Here is an 18,831-nt window from a genome sequence, read left to right as displayed (position 1 = left end):
TTCATCCGTAGGACTGTGATGAAAAATCAACAGTCTGCGGAGTTATCAGCGTCCGCCCCCTGAGACGAAAGGCGATGGCGAAAGTCGCGTCCGGCCGCCGCCGGACGCGACCAGCCATCAATCGACCAGCACCCAGTCGCCGTTCCGGACTTCGAGTATCCGGAACGCCGACAGGTCGAGGCCCATATGGTCGGTCGGCGACATGTTGAACTTGCCGTCGGCGCCGATATGGTCCTTGGTCTGCTCGATCGCGTCGCGCACCTTGTTCTTGTCGGTGTCGCCGGCGCGCTTGATCGCCGACACCATGATCATCAGCGCGTCATAGGCATGGCCGCCGAAGGTCGAAACCTCTTCCTTGTAGCGGTCGGTGTAGGCCTTGGCGTAGCCGAGCGCGATCGGCTTCTGCGGATCGTTGTCCGGCAACTTGCTTGCCACCAGCAGAGCGGCGGCCGGCAGGCGGATGCCTTCGGCGGCGCCATCCGACAGCTTGATGAACTCCTCCGACGCCACGCCATGCGCATGGTAGATCGGAAGGCTCAGCCCGAGCATCTTGGCGTTCTTGTTGGCGATCGCCGGTCCCTGACCGAGGCCGAAAATAAACAGCGCCTGCACCCCCGCCGTGCTCCTGATATTGGTGAGTTGCGGGCTCATGTCGGTATCTTTCGGACCGTAGGTCTCGTTGGCGACCAGCGTGATGCCGAGCCGCGCCGCCGCCGCCTCGCTCTCCTTCTTGCCGGATTGACCGAAGCCGCTGGTCTCCGACAACAGCGCGACCTTGGTCAGGTTGCGCTTCTTCATGTCGCCGAACACCCGCTCGGCCGCCATGCGGTCGGTATGCGGCGTCTTGAACATCCATTTCTTCACCGGCTCGACGATCACCACGCCGCCCGCCAGCGAAATGAACGGAATTCCGGCGCGATCGACCAGCGGCGCCATCGACATCGTCGAGCCGGTGGTGGTGCCGCCGATCAGCACGTCGACCTTGTCGTCCTCGATCAGGCGCTTGCCGAAACTATTCGCCTTGGTGGCGTCGGAGCCGTCATCGTAATGGATGAGCTGCACCGGCCGCCCGAGCAGGCCGCCCTCCTGATTGATCTTCTCGACATAGAGCTGCAGGGTCTTCAGCTCCGGATCGCCGAGGAAGGCGGCCGGGCCGGTGACCGAAAGCACCGAGCCGATTTTGATCGGCTCGGCCGCCTTGGCCTGCACGGCCAGGCCGAGCCCAAATGCGGCCGCCAGACATGTTGTCAGAAACCTATTCATTCCAATGCTCCTCCCGTTGGATATATCGACGACGACGATTGAAACTTGCTCTGCTCAAATCCCGAGATAGGCCTCGCGGACCTTTTCATTATCGAGCAGTTCCTTTCCGCTGCCCGACAACACGATCTCGCCGGTCTCGATGACATAGGCCCGATCGGCGATCGCCAGCGCGGCGTGCGCGTTCTGCTCCACCAGCAGAATCGTCATCGCCTGCTTGCGCAGCTCGGTAATGGCGCTGAAGATTTCCTCGACCAGAAGCGGCGCCAGCCCCATCGACGGCTCGTCGAGCAGCAAAAGCCGGGGCCGCCCCATCAAAGCGCGCGCGATGGCCAGCATCTGCTGCTGACCGCCGGACAGCGTTCCGGCCGGCAGCCTGGCCTTCTGCTTGAGAATCGGAAACATCGCATACATGCGCTCGAGATCGTCCGCGATCTCGCCGTCGTCGGCGCGGCAATAGGCGCCGAGGCGCAGATTGTCCTTCACCGACAGCGGACCGAACACCCGGCGGCCTTCCGGCACATGGCAGATACCGAGCCGCACCCGCCTGTCGGCGCGCATCCCGGTGATGTCCTCGCCGTCGAACAGGATGCCGCCGCCGGTCGCCTTCTGCACACCGGAGATGGTGCGCAGCAAGGTGGTCTTGCCGGCGCCATTGGCGCCGACCAACGCGACCAGTTGCCGCCGGCCGACCGCGAGATTGACGCCGCGTAGCGTCGCGATCCGGCCGTAGTGGCTGCCCAGTGCGCGGATGTCGAGCAGCGGCGTCGCCGACGCCGGCCCGCCCGCATCCTGTTGCCCGATCTGACCCGGAACGCGATCGACGAGAGGTGTTTGCAACGGCTCGGTCATGGCGATCACGCCGCCGTGCCGAGATAGGCAGCAATCACTTCGGGATTATCGCGAACGTCGCGCGCCGATCCCTCGGTGAGCTTCCTGCCGTAGTTGAGCACGAGGATGCGGTCGGAGATGTTCATCACCATTTTCATGTCGTGCTCCACCAGAACGACGGTGATGCCGCTATCGGCAATCTTTCTGACCAGATTGTCGATCTCGGCGGTTTCCTTCGGATTGAATCCGGCGGCGGGTTCGTCGAGAAACAGAATCCGGGGCTTGGCCGCCAGCGCCCGCGCGATTTCCAGCCGCTTCAGCGCGCCATAGGACATGGCGCTGGCCTCGCTGTTCAGATAGGGCTCGAGCCCGACATAGACCATCAGCTCGGCCGCGTGCTCCCGCAGCACGGCGTCGGCGCGGCGCAGCGACGGGAACCGCAACATGCTCTTGACCAGATTGCGATCGAGCGACAGATGGCCGCCGACCATCACATTCTCGATCGCCGTCATGTTCATGCAGATCTGCAGATTCTGAAACGTCCGTCCCATCCCCTTGCGCGCGAGTTGATGCGGTGCCAGCCCCGACACCAGCTCGCCGCCGAGGCGGATTTCGCCGTCGCAGGGCGTATAGATTCCGGTGATCAGGTTGAACAACGTGGTCTTGCCGGCGCCGTTCGGGCCGATCACCGAATAGACGATGCCCTGGTCGACACTGAAGCTGACGTTCTGCACCGCCAGCACGCCGCCGAAGGTCTTGCTGAGATCGGAGATTTCGAGCAGCGCCATCAGCGCTTCCTTCCCAGTTTGGCGGCGATCGTCGGCACCAGCCCTTTCGGCAGGAAGATCATCGACACCATCAGGATGACGCCGAAAGCCACCGTCTCCCAGCCTTCGAACGTCGCCAGCGCCTGCGGCAACGCGGTCAGCAGCACGGCGCCGATCACCGAGCCGTAGACCGAGGCCATGCCGCCGACCACCACCATCGTCATCAGTTCGATCGAGTGGAGGAATTCGGCGGCGTTGGGGGTGACGAAGCCGACATAATGCGCCGACAGGCTGCCCATGATGCTGGCGAAGAACGCCGACAGCACGAAGATCGCCACCTTGTAGCGGGCGACGTCGACGCCGACGACCTGCGAGGCGACTTCCGAGCCGTGCAGCGCCCGCAGCGCCCGCCCGAACGGCGAGTCGATCAGGTTCTGGCAGGCCCAGACGCTGAACAGCAGGATGGCGGCGAACAGCCAGTACCATTGCCGCTCGCCATAGATCTCGAACCCGAACAGCGTCAGCGGCGGCACCGACATGCCGTCGGGGCCGCCGGTATAGGCCGCCTCGTTCTTGAGCACGATCGAAATCACGATCCCCAGCCCCAGCGTCGCCATCGCCAGATAGTGGCCGCGCAGGCGGAAGATCGGCGGCGCGATCGCCAATGCCAGCAGCGCCGCGCCGACCGCGCCGACCGCCAGCGCCGCCAGCGGCGGCCAGGAGAAGTGCGTGGTGAGAATCGCCGACGCATAGGCGCCGATGCCGAAGAAGCCGGCGTGGCCAAGACTGATCTGGCCGGCAAAACCGATCAGCAGATTGAGCCCGAGTACGATCACCGCATTGATCGCCATGCGGTTGACGATGTCGAAATAGAACGCGTTCGGCAGTACCAGCGGCAACAGCAGCAGGATCGCGGTGAGAACGAGGAGGCCTGCATGGGCGCGTTTCATACCCGCTCCGTCGTCTTGGCGCCGAACAGGCCGCGCGGCATGAAGAACAGGATGACGAAGATCAGCAAGAACGGCACGGCGTCCTTGTAGGCCGAGGAGACGTAGCCGGCGGTCAACGCTTCGACGATTCCGACCAGCAATCCGCCGACCACAGCGCCGAGCCCGGAGCCGAGACCGCCGACCACCGCCGCCACGAAACCCTTGAGGCCGAGCATGATCCCGACATCGTAGGAGGTCATCGTGATCGGCGTCAGCAGAATCCCGCCCATCGCGCCGATCGCCGCCGACAGCGCGAAACTGACCAGCAGCACCAGCTGGGTATTGACCCCGACCAACTGCGCGGCGAGCGGATCGTAGGACGTCGCCAGAATGGCCTTGCCGGCGACGGTCCTGTTGAAGAACAGCCACAGCGCCAGCACGACCACCGCCGTGGTTCCGAGCACCCACAGGCTCTGCGGCGCCAGCGCAGCGCCGCCGATGTTGATCGGCGCGTCGCCGGAAAACGCCGGGAAGGAAGCGGCGCCCTTGCCGAACGAGATCTGCACCAGACCGCGCAGCACCAACGATGCGCCGATGGTGATGATGATCAGGCTCTCGACGCCGGCGCCCTTGGCCGGCTCGATCGCGAGTTTCTCGACCAGGACGCCGACCATCGCCGGAATTGCCACCGCCAGCAACAGCGCGACCGGAAGCGGCAGGCCGGTCTTGAAGAAGAACACGGTGAGGATGCCGCCGAGCATGATGAACTCGCCCTGCGCGAAGTTGATCACGTTGCTGGCGTTGTAGATCAGCGTGAAGCCGAGCGCCGCCAGCGCATAGGTCGCGCCTACCGTGACGCCGGAAAACATGAATTGCAGGATCTGCGAGAACATCTTGCCTCCTTCGCCGGAACGGCGCGCCTGCACCTAGGACGTGCGCTTGTCGATCACCCGCTTGGCTTTGCCGACGATGGTCCGCTCGATGGTGTCGGTCGCGACCACATGGACGGTGGCGCTGACGCCGATCATCGATTTGATGTGATGCGCGACGTCGCGGCCGATCGCCTCGCGCTGCTCGCGCTCGGTCTGGTCCGACAAATCCGGTTGCAGTTCGACGAACACGTCGAGCTTATCCAGATTGCCATCGCGGCTGACCTGCAGCTGGTATTGCGCGCAGAGGCTCGTATTCCGCAGCAGGATTTCCTCGATCTGAGTCGGAAACAGATTCACCCCGCGAATGATCAGCATGTCGTCGGAGCGGCCGGTGATCTTGCCCATCCGCCGCATGTTGCGCGCGCTGCCGGGCATCAGCCGGGTCAGGTCGCGGGTGCGATAGCGGATGATCGGAAGCGCTTCCTTGGTCAACGAGGTGAACACCAGTTCGCCCTCCTCGCCATCCGGCAACGGCTTGCCAGTGAGCGAGTCGACGATCTCGGCATAGAAATGGTCTTCCCAGATATGCGGACCGTCCTTGGTCTCGACGCATTCGCAGGCGACGCCCGGCCCCATCACTTCGGACAGGCCATAGATGTCGACCGCGTCGATGCCGAGCCGCGCCTCGATCTCCCGCCGCATCTCGTTGGTCCAGGGTTCAGCGCCGAACAGCCCGATCCGCAGGCTGGTGCCGCCCGGTTTGACGTTCTGGCGGGTCAGCTCGTCGGCGATGGTCAGCGAATAGGACGGCGTCGACAACAGCACGGTCGGCTTGAAGTCCTGGATCAGCTGCACCTGCCGCTCGGTTTGACCGCCGGACATTGGTATCACCGCCGCGCCGAGCCGCTCCCCGCCATAGTGGGCGCCGAGTCCGCCGGTGAACAGGCCGTAGCCGTAGGAATTGAGGATGATGTCGTCGGCGGTGGCGCCGGCGGCGCGCAGCGACCGCGCCATCAGCCCGGCCCAGGTCGAAATATCGCGCTCAGTGTAGCCGACCACGGTCGGCTTGCCGGTGGTGCCCGACGATGCGTGCACCCGGACAATATCGCGCATCGGCACCGCGAACATCCCGAACGGATAGGTCTGGCGCAGGTCATCCTTGGTGGTGAATGGAAACTTGGCGAGATCGGCCAGCGACTTCAGATCATCCGGATGGACGCCGGCCTGATCGAACTTGGCGCGATAATGCGCGACGTTGTCGTAGGCGTGCCGCAACGTCCATTGCAGCCGCTGCAACTGCAGGGCCTGCAGTTCATCGCGGCTGGCGAGTTCGATCGGTTCGATCCCTTTCGCATTGACGCTGATATTCATGCCGTCCCCCCTGCTACGAAGTTCTGTCGTTCGCGCCTCGAGGACGCTGTGAACTTTTTCTGCCTCAGCCGTTTCGCCTTTTCGGTCTTTTTGGTCTTTTCGGTCTTACTTGGTTGCGTAGCGCGCGCGCCGCGTCAGGCCGCTCTCACCCCGGTCGCGAGCTGTTCGATGATGGCGCGGTTCTCGTCGACCTTGGCCTGGATGTGCCGGATCTGATCGGCGTCGAGATGGCGGAAGCGCCCCATCGCCTTGAGGTAGTCGGTGATCGGCAGCGGCGCGTCGACCGGATGGGTGAAATGCAGGCCATTGCTCGGAGTGAATTCCCAGAGCATGACGAAATTCGTCTCCACCGCCTTGCGCGCCACTTCCATGTTCTGGTCGGTAGGAAACCGCCAGCCGGTGGTGCAGGGCGAGTAGACATGCAGATAGGCGAAGCCTTGTTTGGAGGCGGCGATCGCCTTGTCGAGCTTGTCGTAGAGATCCTGCATGAAGGCGGTGGAAGCGGTCGCCACATAGGCGCAGCGATGGTTGACCATCAGCAGCGGCAGGTTCTTGGCGTCCTGGGTCTTGCCCTTGGACTCGCGTCCCACCGGCGTGGTCGAGGTCCAGGCGCCGTAGGGCGTGCAGCTCGATCGCTGCATCCCGGTGTTCATGTAGCCTTCGTTGTCGACCACCATGAACAGGATTTCTTCGCCGCGCTCGGCGGCGCCCGACAGCGACTGGAAGCCGACGTCGGACGCGCCGCCGTCGCCGGCGATCGCCATCGCCGTCACCTCGCGGCCCTTGCGCTTGAGCTGGCGCTTGACCCCCGCCAGCATCGGCGCGGTATTGGTCAGGAGTGGATGAAACACCGGCACCTTGGTCCCGGTCAGGCCGTTATAGCCGACCGATCCCATCCCCGGCACGCAGCCCGGCGGCGTTGCCAGCACGGTATCCGGACCGACGCGGCGCAGCGCGTGACGCATCAGCAGTTCGGTGTTGCAGCCCTGACAGCCGGCGAGGCCCGGCGTGAACAAATCCTCCCAGTCGCCGACTTCGTTGTAGATCCGCGCGGTGGTGATGTGGCTCAGCGCCGCGGTCGGGCAGGCCGCGACGCAGGCCGGCGCGCCATCGCACATATCGCATTTGGCGACGCGGCCGTCAGCGGCGTCGCGCGCGATCCCCGCATAGGCGCAGCCCACCGTGCACAGCAGGCAATCGACGCATTTGCCGGCGTCCCATCCGATCACGCCGGTGTCGCCGTCCTTGGCCAGTGCTCCGGCCGGACAGACGGTGACGCATTTCGGATCGCCACACTGGCGACACATCGCCAGTTCGAAGCCGCTGTCCGTCGGCAGCACCTGGAGGCGCGCCCGTGCGCTGTCGTCGGCGCCTTTCTTGGCGGTGGCGCAGGCGCTCATGCATTGCTGACAGCCGTCGCATTTGGCGGCGTCGAAGGCGATCGTGGTGTAGGCCTGTCCCATGCTCACTTCCACAACCGAGACATGAATTCGCGGGCGGTGGTCAGCGGATCGGCGAGCAGCCGGTCGAGCGCCGCCGACAGATCGGTGCGGCGCAGGATCAGTTGCCGGATCACGCCGGCGTCGAAGAACTCGTTGACGCCGAACACGCCCTGCAACCGACCATCGGTGCTGACGACGCGCAGATAGCGGCCGCGCTCCGGATCGAAACGCACCCGCACGTCCGCGCCGGCAGGCGCAGCGCCGACCGAGATCGCGTGGCGGCCGAAGAAGTTGTAGGTGTTCAGCGGCACCCCGCCGGCGTAGCCCTTGACCCCCGGATCGCCGGCCATCGCCATCCCGGCAATGCGTCCCTGCTCGGCGGCGTCGGGCAGAATCGCGTTCAGCACCGCCTGATCGCTGAAGAAGTCCCTGCCCTGGGCGCAATCGCCCGCGGCCCAGACATTGTCGATGTTGGTGCGCATGTAATCGTCGACCAGAATGCCGGCGTCATGCGCGACGCCGCTGCCTTCCAGATAGTCCATCTGTGGCTTCACCCCGGTCGCCACCAGCAGCAGGTCGGCGTCGAGGGTCTGGCCATCGTCGAGATGCACGACCGCACCGCCCGCCCCGGGCGACAGCCTGACGACGCGGTGGCCGGTGACGATGCGGGCGCCGTTATCGGCGAAGGCGCGCTCGATCAGCCCGGCCGCCACCGGATCGAAATAGGCCGCCAGCACCTGGCTCTGCATCTCGACGATGCTGACCTCGGCGCCGGCCTTGACCAGGTTTTCGGCGGCGTGCATCCCGACCAGCCCGCCGCCCAGCACCACCGCCCGGCGCGAGGCGGCGATCGCGGCTTTCAATCGCAGCGCATCGTCCAGCGTGCGCAGCACATGATAGGGAACGGCGTCGATGCCGGGGATCGCCGGCAGCGCCGGTGACGCGCCGGTGGCGAGCAGCAATTTGCCATAGGTGATCTCGCCGCCATCGCACAACGTCGCGGCGCTGCGCTCCGGCGCGACCCGCGCCAGCGCGCGGCCCGGCAGGTAGGAGACGCGGCGCTCGGCGAAATACGCCGGCGTCCGCAGATACACATGGTCCGGCGCCGAGCGGCCGGACACCACATAGGGCAGCACGGTCGGCGAATAAGGCAAATGGCTGTCGCGGGTCAGCAGCGCGATGCTGCCCTCGGCATCATGCATCCGAATGGCGTCGACGGCTTCCAACGCCGCGTGGCTGCTGCCGACGACGAGATATTGGGCTTGCATCATCGCGCGTCCCTCAATCGTTCTCGTTGATCCAGACCGGCCCGCTCGGCACGGCGCCGGTGAGCAGGGCTTCGGTCTGGTCGATCACGCAGTGGAAATGCTCGACCGTGATGTCGGCGCCGGCCAGCCCGCCGATGAAACTGGCGGCCGGGACATGGCGGCCGAGCCGGTACAGCACGCCCTGCACCTCCTGATACATCGGCCCGCAATTCCACCGGAAACCGACCGAGCGATCGACCACGCCGAGCGCCTTGATCCCGGACAGCGCCGACCGCAACGCCTCGACCGGAAACGGACTGAAGGTCTTGATCTTGACGATGCCGACGCGCTTGCCGGCGTCGCGCGCCTCGTCGACCGCATCCTTGGCGGCGCCGGTCATGCTGCCGAGCGTCATCAACGCGAACTCGGCGTCGTCCATGCGATACTGCTCGACCAGCGGCGCAAAGCTGCGGCCGAACCGGGCGGCATATTCCGCGTGCACCTCGGTGATCACACGCAGCGCATTCTGCATGCCGCGGCACTGGCCCTTGCGATAGCGCACGAAGGTGGCCGGCCCCTTGCCGCCGGAGCCGCCGGTGAGCGGGTCGACCGCCATCGGCCGGAGCGGATCGAGCGCGGCGTGCCAGTTGACGTCCTTGTCGCCCATGAAGGCGTCGACGTCGGATTGCTCGGGCAGCGTCACCCGCGCGGCGCCGTAGGAAAGATAGTTGCCGTCGAGGCAGATATTGACCGGTAGCATGACGTCATGGTGTTCAGCGATGCGGAACGCCATGATCGTGGTGTCGAGCACCTCCTGCACCGTCTCGCAATACATCTGCACCCAACCGACCTCGCGAACGGTCATCGCATCCTGATGACCGCCCCAGACCGATTGCGGCGTGATGCCGTCGCGCGTGACCAGCGCCATCACGATCGGCAGCCGCATGCCGGAAGTCCGGAAATACGGTTCGAACATGAAGGCCAGTCCGGGACCGCAGGTGGCGGTAAACGTCCGGCCGCCAGCGAGGGCGGCGCCCTGCAGCACCGAGAGCACGGAGTGCTCACCTTCGGCATCGACGATCTCGGCGTCCATCCGGCCGTCGGCGACCAGCTTGGCCAGATGTTCGACCAGGCTCGACTGCGGCGTGATCGGATAGACCGACACCATGTCCGGCCGCACCATCGCCACCGCCAGCGCCGCCGCCTCGTTGCCTTCGCAAACGATGTGGCGTGGCTTGTTGGATGCCGCGTGGTCCTTCTCCAGGATTGCTGTGCTCATCCCGCCGTCTCCTCCACCATGGCGATCGCGCGGTGCGGACATTCGTTGGCGCAGATGCCGCACCCCTTGCAGGTGCGCAGATCGACATCGAACCAGGCCGGGCGTTCGACCATGCATTGCACCGGGCAGTACAGCCAGCACACCGCGCACTTGACGCATTTGTCGCGGTCCACCACCGGCCGCATACTGCGCCAGTCGCCGGGCAGCATCGGGTTGATGTCGGTCGCGATCGGGCAAAGATCGTCGGGCACGCCGGCCTGGCCCGGATCGAACATCGGATAGGCGCGATGGCTGCTCATGCGGCGGCCTCGCAGCCAAGGCGATGCACCTCGGTTTCATGGTAGCCGCGGTCGAGCGCCGCCAGGTTCTGGCCAAGCCCGGCATCGCGGAAATCGGAGTCCGCCAGCGCCTGTTTCAGCGCGTCGAGCGACACCACGCCGGTGGTGCGGGCGAAGGCGCCGAGCATCAGCGTATTGGTGATCGGCCGGCGAAAGATTTCCATGGCGATGCGGATGGCGTCGATCAAACCGACCGTGCCGACGGCATCCGATAGTTCGAGCGCGGCAAGCGGTTTGCTGGTGGTCTGCACCAGCGTGCCGCCCGGCTTCAGCCCGGCGAAGATGTCCACCGACCGCGCCACGGTCGGGTCGATGCAGACCACGCAGTCCGGATAGGTGATGTTGGTCATGCGGCGGATTTCGCGCTCGTCCGAGCGGAGGAACGCAACCACCGGCGCGCCGCGCCGCTCGAAACCGAACGAGGGAATCGCCACCGCAAACCGGCCTTCGGCAACCAGCCCGGCGGCGAGTATGCCGGCGGCCATCACCGCGCCCTGACCTCCGCGACCATGTAGACGGACTTCGTACATCGCATCCCCTCATTGGCCACTGCCGCCCGCCTTGCAGGTCGGCTCGATAATTTAAGCGCGCGTCCACCCAGGCTGGATGCCCGCACCCGCCGCGCCGCCGCCGCGCTCGGGCGTCCGCGGCAGGGCGAACCCCTGGGTGAATCCGGCACGGCAGATCAGCGTGTATTTGAACCAGCCTCCCGCAACGGCGGCCAGCACGCCGGCGAGCGCAATCAGCAAGCTCGATCCGGCGACCACGCCGGCCACCGCAAGTAGCATCGGCAGCGCGTGGCCGAGCCAGACGAACCGGCGATCGATGGCGGCGAACGCCTGCAACGTTCCGGACGGCGCGCCATCGCGGCGCAAGGTGGCGAGGTAGTTGCGCCAGACCAGCAGGCGGACGCCGGCAAGGCCGGCGAGCAGGATGCCGAACGGCAGCAGCGCCGGCCAGTACAACGCCGCAAGGCTGAGCAGGCCCGCGCCCTCGGTCAGGCCGCTGACCACGATCATGCTGACGCAGATCGAGCATCGCCAAGCTGGGATGCCTTTTTGCGCGCGCAGAATGCGCCCCTGCGCGAAGGCGACGGCGAGGCCGAGCAGACCGGCGATCGCCAGCGCCGCCCGCTGGTCGAACACGATGGCGGCGGCGGCGGACACGACCAGCAACAGGACGATGATCGCTTCGCGCGTCATCCACGACGTCGCCGCGTTGCGATAGACGTTGAACGCGCGCAGCGGCCGGCCGATCTCGAACCAGACCGCGGTCATGCCGGTGCCGACCAGCGCCAGCGCCAGCACCAGCAGCGGCCGCAGATCGTCGGCGGCCGGCGAAGCCAGCGCGGTGACGAACAGCAGGCCGCCGCCGGCGCCGACGCAGATGAAGTTGATCGCCGCCCGCGCGTCCCAATAGGTCTGCTGGCGCGGCATCATCCGATCGATGATCTTGTGCGGCCTGCTCATGTTTCGCTCCCGCCCCAGATGTAAAACACCGACGGATCGGTCTCCAATTCCTCGTGCATCCGGAAGTGCTGCGAACTGGCCAGCAATTGCGAAACATTGCTGTCCGGATCGGCAACGTCGCCGAAATGCATCGCGCCGGAGATGCAGGAATTGACGCAGGCCGGCGTCACGTCCGGATCGACGCCGGGGATCTGGCCGGTGGCGGCGGCGCGGTCGACGCGCCCCTGGCAGAAGGTGCATTTGGTGGCGACCGACAGCCGCTCGGGACTGGACCGTGCGATCTCATGCGTCATCGCCTTGCCGAAGGCGTAGCGCGGCTGGTGCTCGATCGAGCGCGCATCATAGGGGCAGGCCATGATGCAATTGGCGCAGCCGATGCAGATGTCATAGTCGATGGTGACCAGCCCATCCTCGCGCCGGCGGGTCGCCGTGGTCGGGCAGACCTCGACGCAGGGCGGATTGGCGCAATGCATGCACGCCACCGGCAGGAAGGTGCGGCGCACATCCGGAAACTCGCCGGTCTCCTGATCGAGCACGCGCCGCCATTGCACGCCGGGGGCTGTCGCGTTGGCGCTCTTGCAGGCCGCGGTGCAGGTCTGGCAGCCGACGCAGCGGCGCAGATCGATCGCCATCACATAGCGTTTGCTCATGCCGCCGGCCTCTGCATCCGGCGCACGGCGACGCGCACGATATCGGCGCCGGAGCCGGTTGCATCGCTGAGTTCCAGCGTCATCGGCGCGATGGTGTTGAGGCTGGCGCGCTCGCTATCCTTGATATACGGCGTCGCCCAATGGTCGAATTGGCCGATGATCACCAGCGTATCCGGACGCACCCCCTTGACCAGCGCGGCCTTGCCGTAGGTGGCGCCGATATGCGAGCGGACCTCGACCCGTTCGCCCTCGCCGATACCGAGTTTCGCCGCGGTGTCGACATTGATGATGACGCCGGTGTGGCCGTGCAGATTCTCGGACACCTCGTCCATCAGCGCGATCCCGGCATTGCCGCCGGAGTGATACTGCATACTCTTGGTGGTCAGCAGCCAGAACGGAAAATCCTCGCTGCGGGCGCCGGAATTGACCAGCGCGCGCTCCCACCGGCCGGGCACGTCGTGCCAATCGGGCAGCGCCGCATATTCGGCGAGCTGCTCGTCCCACCAGTGCATCTTCTGCTCGTGCAGACGATTGCCCAGTTCGCGCCCGACCCGCAGCAGCCGCTCCTGATAGGGGAGCTCGTAGCGCAGCCCCTGCTGCTCCATCGTCGGGGTCAGGTACCATTGCAGCCGGGACATCGGGATGGCGTAGAAGCCGTGCTCCCTGAACCAGTCGAGCCCGTGGCAGTGCTTGCCGTCGGACAGCGTCGTGGTCGCGGCGCGGCAGATCGAATCCCAGATCTGCTCGGGCTCGGGCGCCTGCGCCGGGTCCAGACTGAAATCATAGTCCTTGCCCTTCAGCGGCGACACGCCGGCAATGCCGCGATTCAACTGCTCGACATAGCCGGTGAGCAGCCCGGTGCGCTTGGCGAGTTCGGTGGCGATCCAGGTGAAGTCGCGCGCATCGCCCTGCGGCTCGACCGCTTTCTGGCGCAGCGCGACGCCATGATAGTCCCAGAAATGCTCCATATACTTGGTGGCGCCCATCCGGATCAGCTGCGTCGATTCAAGATCGGTCGCTTCCGGCAGCAGCAGGTCGGCCATGTAGTTGGTTTCGTCGACCGTGTAGGCGAAGGCGACCATGAACGGAAAGCGCGCGACCGACTCGGCCAGCGCGCGCGTATCCCAGAACGAGATCGCCGGGTTCGAGCGGTAGACGAACCACAGATCCGGATGGGTCGGCTTGGGCATGGTCCAGTCGGGCGGCAGATTCTCCTGAAACATCCAGGCGAGCTGGGTCGGCCCGAGCGCCTGGCTCCAGCCGCCATTGCGGCCGACGATCGGCACCAGCGTGCGGTGCAGGTTGCGCGTGGTCGGCTCCGCTTCCCAGCTGTTGCTGCTGGTCGGATTGAAGTGCTGCACCATGAAGCCGTCGTCGCCCGGCTTGACGCTGAGGTGGCGATTGTCCTGCGGACGGTTGAGGCGCACCGTGGTGCCGACGGTGCCACCGGGATTCTCGAGTGCGCCGACCAGCATGGCGAGCACGGTGCGCGCCCAGCAGCATTCATAGGCGCCCCAGCCATTATTGACCGACTTGCCGAGCGTCACCGCCACCGGCCGCAGCGGCAGGGTGACGCCGTCGATCTCGGTGGTGGCGCCGATGCTGGCGGCCTCGAGATATTCGCCGGCGATGCGGCGGATGGTCGCCGCCGGAACGTCGCAGACCTCCGCCGCCCATTCCGGCGTGTAGCGTTTGATGTGATCGGTGAGCGCCTGATAGGCGGTGACGGCCTCGACATCGGCATAGTCGCGGCGCGCGGAATCGGCGTCGATGGTGACGGCGCGCGCGACGCGGAAGCGTCCGGCGACCACCGGAATCGCCCCAAGCGCATCAAACGCCACCGCGCCGCCGGTCACCTCGTCCCACAGCAACGGCTTGTTGCTGAGCGGATCGCGCAGATACAGCCCGTCGGGGCCGATCAGATAGGGCGATGCGGTGCGATCGCGCAGGAACGGAATGTCGAGCCTATCGAGGCCGTGCTCGTGCACCAGCACATGGATCAGCGCGAACATGAAGGCCGGATCGGTCTTCGGCCGGATCGGCACCCACTCCGCCGAACAGGCGCCGGTGATGGTCAGGCTCGGCTCGACCTGCACCCGCTTGTAGCCGCGAATCCGTGCATCGGCGTGGCGGATGACCGCGGTCGGGCCGCCGGTGACTTCGACATTGGCGCCGAACGCAATGATATAGCGGGTGGTGGGCGTATCGGCGGCGACCGTGAAAGCGCGGTGCCAGAACTCGCCGTAGAGATGTTCGGAGTGGGTGCATTTGACCCCCTGCCCCGAACCGAAACTGTAATCCACCGGGCCCCATGCGGCGAGGAAAGCCGGAAACGAGCCCATGTAGTTCGCCGGCGTGCCGCCATGGCCGAAGCTGGCGGCGAGCCGCGGCAGGCCGGCGTCGTCGATCATGCCCTTGGCGCGAATGCCCTTCAGCCGCTCGGCGATGGTGTCGAGCGCTTCATCCCATGAGATCGGCGTGAAGCCCGGATCTTGATGGCGGCCCTTTTTCGGATTGGTGCGCCGCATCGGCGTCAGGACGCGGTTGGGATTGTAGGTCTTCTGGACGATGCCATAGGCCTTGACGCAGGGCCGGCCGCGGCCCGGGTGCACCTGCTCGGCATCGAAATTCGGCTCGACCTCGGTGACGACGCCTTTCTCGACCTTCACTTTCATGAAGTCCGGGCCGGATACGCAATTGTAGCAGAAGGTCGGAACGCGTTTGACGTCCTCCGTCGCACTCATCGCTTCCTCCTCGAGCGCCCGTGCAGGATGCACGTCGAGCGCAAGGCGCCTTTCAGGAGCGATTGGACGGAACTGGCCCGCGCAGGCATCAGCCGCCAACGCGACGATGCACCGTGCCAATCCACGATCCTTGCGTCTTCCTGCCCTCCGGCACCCCAGCCTGGATTCTTATTTGGTATTTCTATGCCGAATTATTGGATACTTTTGGAGGCCATCATGTCAATTGATATGTATCAAATTATCAGCGCCATATTGCTGCGGCGCGCCCAACCATACTGCAACGCACAATTCCAAAAGCCAAAGCCAGCCACATCAGGAAATTCCTACTGAGCCATCTTGATTTATCTTTTGAGCTTCTTCTTGAATGTTTTGTATCATATCGACGTCGACTTTCGGCTTTCAACCACCAGGGGACACAATGAGACCGACTCTGATCGCTGGCCTATCGGCATCCCATCGGATTGAAATCGATCCCGCACGCAGCATCGACTTTCTCGGTGAGACGCTACGCGTCTATGCCACCCCGGAGCTGGTGCGCGATTTCGAAACCGTATGCCGCGAGCTGATACTTGCGCATACGGATCCAGGAGAGGACTCTGTCGGCACCGGCATCACCATCTCCCACGGCGGCGCGACGCTGTGTGGAATGCACGTCGACATCACGGTGACGGTCAGCAAGATCGAAGGCCGCCTCGTGACCTTCGAGCTCAGGGCGAACGACGCGATCGAGGAAATCAGCCGCGGAAGCCACAGTCGATTTGTCGTCGAGATTGAAAAGCTGCGAAAGAAAGTGGCCGAGAAGGCCGCGAAGAGCAGAGAGGCACAGGGTTGATGACAGCTCTCGTGAGGCAGTTGGGCAAGCCGATGGACGTTCGGCATTTCGGAGCTAACCGCCTGCGACACGAATTCATCGATTCCGGGCGATGACGATTTGATCGGCACCTAGTTTGGGGCGGCGGAGCTCGACCGCTGATCCAAGCCATGATGGCCTTCATCGATGATGATCACGAGACGTATGGGGTCGCCGACCTCCACAGTGCTGCCGATCGCCCCTTCGACCTGTGACCGACCGCTCCTGGAGCCGATCGACAACAGCCCGCCGGTCGAAACCGCGCAACACCCCTACGCCATGCTGGAAAAGCCGTCCATGGCGAAGTAACTCACATCTAATGGCCTCCGGCAACCCCGGGTCGATTCAGACAACTTAGAATTGGGCTTGCGGACTAGCGAACTGGTTAAGACGCAAAGAGATCGGACGCGAAATGCACTTCGCCCACTCTACAAATTCCACCGAAGATAATTGGGAGCCGCTGGCTCGGCATCTGCACGAGGTCGCGGAGCTGGCGCGAAGCTTTGGCAGCAAATTCGGCGGCGGCAACGCGGCCGAACTCGCCGGCCTGTTGCACGATCTCGGAAAATACGCGGCAGCGTTTCAGGAATACATCCGTGGACAGCGAGCGCGCGGCGTCGATCATGCGAGCGCCGGTGCGCAGCAGGTGATCAAGCTCGCCACCGGAATCAATGGGCTGGTCGCCCGTCTGCTGGCCTATGCGATCGCAGGCCACCATGGCGGCCTGCCCGATCAGCACGGCTCAGCCGGGCTCGATGATCGGCTCAAGAAACAGCTTGAGCCGATCGATGCGATCTGGCGCAGCGAGCTGCAGCTCAATGCGGCGGCGCTGTTGCCGACCCCGTTCAAGCCCTACCAGGGCGACGCTGCCGTGCCGGAGCGCATGGCATTTCAGTTCGCCTTCCTCGGCCGAATGCTGTTCTCCTGCCTGGTCGATGCCGACTTCCTGTGTACCGAAGCGTTTTACGCCAGGACCGAAGGACGTCAGGTCGATCGCGCGTGGCCCGGCCTGGCGCAATCCATCGATGGGTTGAACGCGCGCTTCGACAGCTACATTGCCGACAAGCAGCAGCACGCGCCAAACACGCCCCTCAACGCGCTGCGGCGCGACATCCTCAATCACGTCCGCAGAAAAGCCGAGCTGCCGCGCGGCGTGTTCACGCTCAATGTTCCGACCGGCGGCGGCAAGACGCTGGCCTCGCTGGCATTCGCGCTCAACCACGCCAAGCGGCATCAGATGGACCGGATCGTCTATACGATCCCGTTCACCGCGATCATCGAGCAGACCGCCGGCATCTTTCGCAACGTCCTAGGCGACGACGTGCTGCTCGAGCATCACTCGGCGATCGAGCTTGATCCATCCAAGGCCCAAAACAAAGCCGGCGAAGAATACGGCATTGATGATGGCGCGCGCGACGGCAAGCTGCGGCTGGCAGCAGAGAATTGGGCCGCGCCGATCGTGGTCACCACCAATGTCCAGTTCTTTGAAAGCCTGTTTGCCAGCCGCGGCGCGCGCTGCCGCAAGCTGCACAATCTCGCCAACGCGGTGATCATTTTGGACGAGGCGCAGACCATTCCGCTGAATCTGCTGCGTCCCTGCGTCGCCGCACTCGACGAATTGGTGCGCAATTACGGCTGCACGGTCGTGCTGTGTACCGCGACGCTGCCGGCGCTCGGCGCGGACCGTTTCAAGGGCGGCCTCGTCATCAGTCCCGATCGCGAGCTGGCGCCCGATCCGGCAGCGCTGCACAACGCACTGCGGCGCACGACGCAGCGGCTCGCGGGCACCATGACCGATGACCAATTGCTCGAGGACATCGCGCAATCGGGCACGGCGCAGGCGCTGGTGATCGTCAACAGCCGCAAGCACGCGCTCGCGCTGTTTGAACGCGCGCAGCAGCGCGGCATCGATGGATTGCTCCATCTCACCACACGGCAGATCGCAGCCGACCGCCGCTTAATCCTCGCCGACATTCGCCAGCGACTGGTGGACAATGTGCCGTGCGTGGTGATCGCCACCTCGCTGGTGGAAGCCGGTGTCGATCTCGACTTTCCGCGGGTGTGGCGCGCAGAAGCCGGTCTCGATCAGGTGGTTCAGGCCGCCGGCCGCTGCAATCGCGAGGGCCGCGCGCCAGCCGACGCCAGCATCGTCACCATTTTCAAGCCAGCGGAGGCCAAGCCGCCGGCGGAAATCGAAGCGCTGATCGGTGACACCTACCGCATCCTCGAGACGCACAAAGGCGATCTGTTCGCGCCCGCGGCGGTCGAAGCGTATTTCGGCGAGGTCCATTGGCGGCTGCAAAGCGACGGGCTCGATCGCATCAAGATCGCCGATGCCGATGGCCGCAAGGTCGCAGCGCAAACCATGCAGCAGTTCAGCGTCAGCGCGGGGCAGCCCAGCTTTGGCTATCGCACCGTGGGCGACGCCTTCCGTCTGATCGAAAGCGGCATGGCGCCGGTGATCGTGCCGACCGACGCCGAAGCACTCGACACGCTGGCGGCGCTGCGCGGTGGCCTGCCGCCGACGGCCGCGGCGCGGCGGCTGCGCAACTACCTGGTGCAGGTCCCGCCGCGCGAACGCCAGCGGATGATCGACAACGGCCACGTTCGTTTCGTCGAGGCCGACAGGTTTGGCGAGCAGTTTGCGGTGCTCGAAACCACCGCTCTCTACTCCGCCACCAGCGGCCTGCGCTGGGAAGACGCCGACGAATTCACATGGGGGATCGTATGATCTCCTGTCGCCGCCGGCATGCGCGACACCGCAACTTGGACGATTGTTTTC

At 65.1% G+C, this 18,831-nt stretch carries 16 protein-coding genes and 1 other annotated feature; of the genes, 2 read left to right on the top strand and 14 right to left on the bottom strand.

The genetic code is table 11. From position 1 onward, the window contains the following. Positions 1-117: 117 nt before the first annotated feature. The 14 genes from BMY71_RS14880 to BMY71_RS14815 all read right to left on the bottom strand — a co-directional run bounded on the left by BMY71_RS14880 (position 118) and on the right by BMY71_RS14815 (position 15,199). The gene (locus BMY71_RS14880) at positions 118-1,263 is read right to left on the bottom strand and encodes an ABC transporter substrate-binding protein (protein ID WP_011501941.1); all 1,146 of its coding nucleotides are present in this window, start codon (positions 1,261-1,263) and stop codon (positions 118-120) included. A 54-nt stretch (positions 1,264-1,317) separates the two neighbouring features. After that, the gene (locus tag BMY71_RS14875; RefSeq protein ID WP_175557689.1) at positions 1,318-2,022 is read right to left on the bottom strand and encodes an ABC transporter ATP-binding protein; all 705 of its coding nucleotides are present in this window, start codon (positions 2,020-2,022) and stop codon (positions 1,318-1,320) included. A 95-nt stretch (positions 2,023-2,117) separates the two neighbouring features. Continuing rightward, on the bottom strand, positions 2,118-2,879 hold the full coding sequence (locus BMY71_RS14870; protein ID WP_092684731.1) for an ABC transporter ATP-binding protein: 762 nt from the start codon (positions 2,877-2,879) through the stop codon (positions 2,118-2,120). After that, on the bottom strand, positions 2,879-3,808 hold the full coding sequence (locus BMY71_RS14865) for a branched-chain amino acid ABC transporter permease (protein ID WP_011501938.1): 930 nt from the start codon (positions 3,806-3,808) through the stop codon (positions 2,879-2,881). The genes BMY71_RS14870 and BMY71_RS14865 overlap by 1 nt, the downstream gene beginning before the upstream one ends. Continuing rightward, a complete protein-coding gene (locus BMY71_RS14860) occupies positions 3,805-4,680 on the bottom strand; it encodes a branched-chain amino acid ABC transporter permease (protein WP_011501937.1) in 876 nt (291 codons plus the stop codon). Before BMY71_RS14860 ends, BMY71_RS14865 begins: the two co-directional genes overlap by 4 nt. Positions 4,681-4,713: 33 nt before the next feature. After that, positions 4,714-6,030, bottom strand: coding sequence for a phenylacetate--CoA ligase PaaK (gene paaK / locus BMY71_RS14855; RefSeq protein ID WP_011501936.1), 1,317 nt, complete (start codon positions 6,028-6,030; stop codon positions 4,714-4,716). Positions 6,031-6,164: 134 nt separating this feature from the next. Continuing rightward, positions 6,165-7,493, bottom strand: coding sequence for an NADH-dependent phenylglyoxylate dehydrogenase subunit beta (gene padI / locus BMY71_RS14850; RefSeq protein WP_092684729.1), 1,329 nt, complete (start codon positions 7,491-7,493; stop codon positions 6,165-6,167). Between the two features lie 2 nt (positions 7,494-7,495). After that, positions 7,496-8,743: an NADH-dependent phenylglyoxylate dehydrogenase subunit epsilon gene (padH, locus tag BMY71_RS14845; protein ID WP_092684728.1), complete on the bottom strand. Its 1,248-nt coding sequence runs from the start codon at positions 8,741-8,743 to the stop codon at positions 7,496-7,498. Between the two features lie 10 nt (positions 8,744-8,753). Beyond that, entirely contained in the window at positions 8,754-9,998 is a 1,245-nt protein-coding gene (gene padG, locus BMY71_RS14840) for an NADH-dependent phenylglyoxylate dehydrogenase subunit alpha (RefSeq protein ID WP_092684726.1), read from the bottom strand. Beyond that, positions 9,995-10,297: an NADH-dependent phenylglyoxylate dehydrogenase subunit delta gene (padF, locus tag BMY71_RS14835; RefSeq protein ID WP_092684724.1), complete on the bottom strand. Its 303-nt coding sequence runs from the start codon at positions 10,295-10,297 to the stop codon at positions 9,995-9,997. Before padF ends, padG begins: the two co-directional genes overlap by 4 nt. Then, a complete protein-coding gene (padE, locus tag BMY71_RS14830; RefSeq protein WP_092684722.1) occupies positions 10,294-10,866 on the bottom strand; it encodes an NADH-dependent phenylglyoxylate dehydrogenase subunit gamma in 573 nt (190 codons plus the stop codon). Before padE ends, padF begins: the two co-directional genes overlap by 4 nt. A 51-nt stretch (positions 10,867-10,917) precedes the next feature. Further along, complete coding sequence (locus BMY71_RS14825; protein ID WP_092684720.1) at positions 10,918-11,805, bottom strand: DmsC/YnfH family molybdoenzyme membrane anchor subunit; 888 nt, start codon at positions 11,803-11,805, stop codon at positions 10,918-10,920. Beyond that, positions 11,802-12,455, bottom strand: a complete 654-nt coding sequence (locus tag BMY71_RS14820) for a 4Fe-4S dicluster domain-containing protein (RefSeq protein ID WP_092684718.1) — start codon at positions 12,453-12,455, stop codon at positions 11,802-11,804. Before BMY71_RS14820 ends, BMY71_RS14825 begins: the two co-directional genes overlap by 4 nt. After that, a complete protein-coding gene (locus BMY71_RS14815) occupies positions 12,452-15,199 on the bottom strand; it encodes a molybdopterin-dependent oxidoreductase (RefSeq protein ID WP_092685003.1) in 2,748 nt (915 codons plus the stop codon). The genes BMY71_RS14820 and BMY71_RS14815 overlap by 4 nt, the downstream gene beginning before the upstream one ends. 418 nt (positions 15,200-15,617) lie before the next feature. On the opposite strand from BMY71_RS14815, the gene BMY71_RS14810 reads away from it, so the two are divergent. Continuing rightward, positions 15,618-16,031, top strand: a complete 414-nt coding sequence (locus BMY71_RS14810) for a thioesterase family protein (protein WP_092684716.1) — start codon at positions 15,618-15,620, stop codon at positions 16,029-16,031. A 107-nt stretch (positions 16,032-16,138) separates the two neighbouring features. Further along, positions 16,139-16,253 (top strand) — a sequence feature (AL1L pseudoknot). Positions 16,254-16,461: 208 nt separating this feature from the next. Then, the gene (locus BMY71_RS14805; protein ID WP_092684714.1) at positions 16,462-18,780 is read left to right on the top strand and encodes a CRISPR-associated helicase/endonuclease Cas3; all 2,319 of its coding nucleotides are present in this window, start codon (positions 16,462-16,464) and stop codon (positions 18,778-18,780) included. Positions 18,781-18,831 lie beyond the last annotated feature (51 nt).

This window comes from Rhodopseudomonas pseudopalustris (assembly GCF_900110435.1).
Classification (GTDB): Bacteria; Pseudomonadota; Alphaproteobacteria; order Rhizobiales; family Xanthobacteraceae; genus Rhodopseudomonas; species Rhodopseudomonas pseudopalustris.
Note: the sequence above shows the minus strand (reverse complement) of the source record. Positions and strands in the feature narration are given on the sequence as shown.

What these genes read in the sequence shown, in the direction of transcription:
- BMY71_RS14880 (WP_011501941.1), bottom strand. Translation starts at nt 1,263, where the DNA reads ATGAATAGGTTTCTGACAACATGTCTGGCGGCCGCATTTGGGCTCGGC.
- BMY71_RS14870 (WP_092684731.1), bottom strand. Translation starts at nt 2,879, where the DNA reads ATGGCGCTGCTCGAAATCTCCGATCTCAGCAAGACCTTCGGCGGCGTG.
- BMY71_RS14865 (WP_011501938.1), bottom strand. Translation starts at nt 3,808, where the DNA reads ATGAAACGCGCCCATGCAGGCCTCCTCGTTCTCACCGCGATCCTGCTG.
- BMY71_RS14860 (WP_011501937.1), bottom strand. Translation starts at nt 4,680, where the DNA reads ATGTTCTCGCAGATCCTGCAATTCATGTTTTCCGGCGTCACGGTAGGC.
- paaK (WP_011501936.1), bottom strand. Translation starts at nt 6,030, where the DNA reads ATGAATATCAGCGTCAATGCGAAAGGGATCGAACCGATCGAACTCGCC.
- padI (WP_092684729.1), bottom strand. Translation starts at nt 7,493, where the DNA reads ATGGGACAGGCCTACACCACGATCGCCTTCGACGCCGCCAAATGCGAC.
- padH (WP_092684728.1), bottom strand. Translation starts at nt 8,743, where the DNA reads ATGATGCAAGCCCAATATCTCGTCGTCGGCAGCAGCCACGCGGCGTTG.
- padG (WP_092684726.1), bottom strand. Translation starts at nt 9,998, where the DNA reads ATGAGCACAGCAATCCTGGAGAAGGACCACGCGGCATCCAACAAGCCA.
- padF (WP_092684724.1), bottom strand. Translation starts at nt 10,297, where the DNA reads ATGAGCAGCCATCGCGCCTATCCGATGTTCGATCCGGGCCAGGCCGGC.
- padE (WP_092684722.1), bottom strand. Translation starts at nt 10,866, where the DNA reads ATGTACGAAGTCCGTCTACATGGTCGCGGAGGTCAGGGCGCGGTGATG.
- BMY71_RS14825 (WP_092684720.1), bottom strand. Translation starts at nt 11,805, where the DNA reads ATGAGCAGGCCGCACAAGATCATCGATCGGATGATGCCGCGCCAGCAG.
- BMY71_RS14820 (WP_092684718.1), bottom strand. Translation starts at nt 12,455, where the DNA reads ATGAGCAAACGCTATGTGATGGCGATCGATCTGCGCCGCTGCGTCGGC.
- BMY71_RS14815 (WP_092685003.1), bottom strand. Translation starts at nt 15,199, where the DNA reads ATGAGTGCGACGGAGGACGTCAAACGCGTTCCGACCTTCTGCTACAAT.
- BMY71_RS14810 (WP_092684716.1), top strand. Translation starts at nt 15,618, where the DNA reads ATGAGACCGACTCTGATCGCTGGCCTATCGGCATCCCATCGGATTGAA.
- BMY71_RS14805 (WP_092684714.1), top strand. Translation starts at nt 16,462, where the DNA reads ATGCACTTCGCCCACTCTACAAATTCCACCGAAGATAATTGGGAGCCG.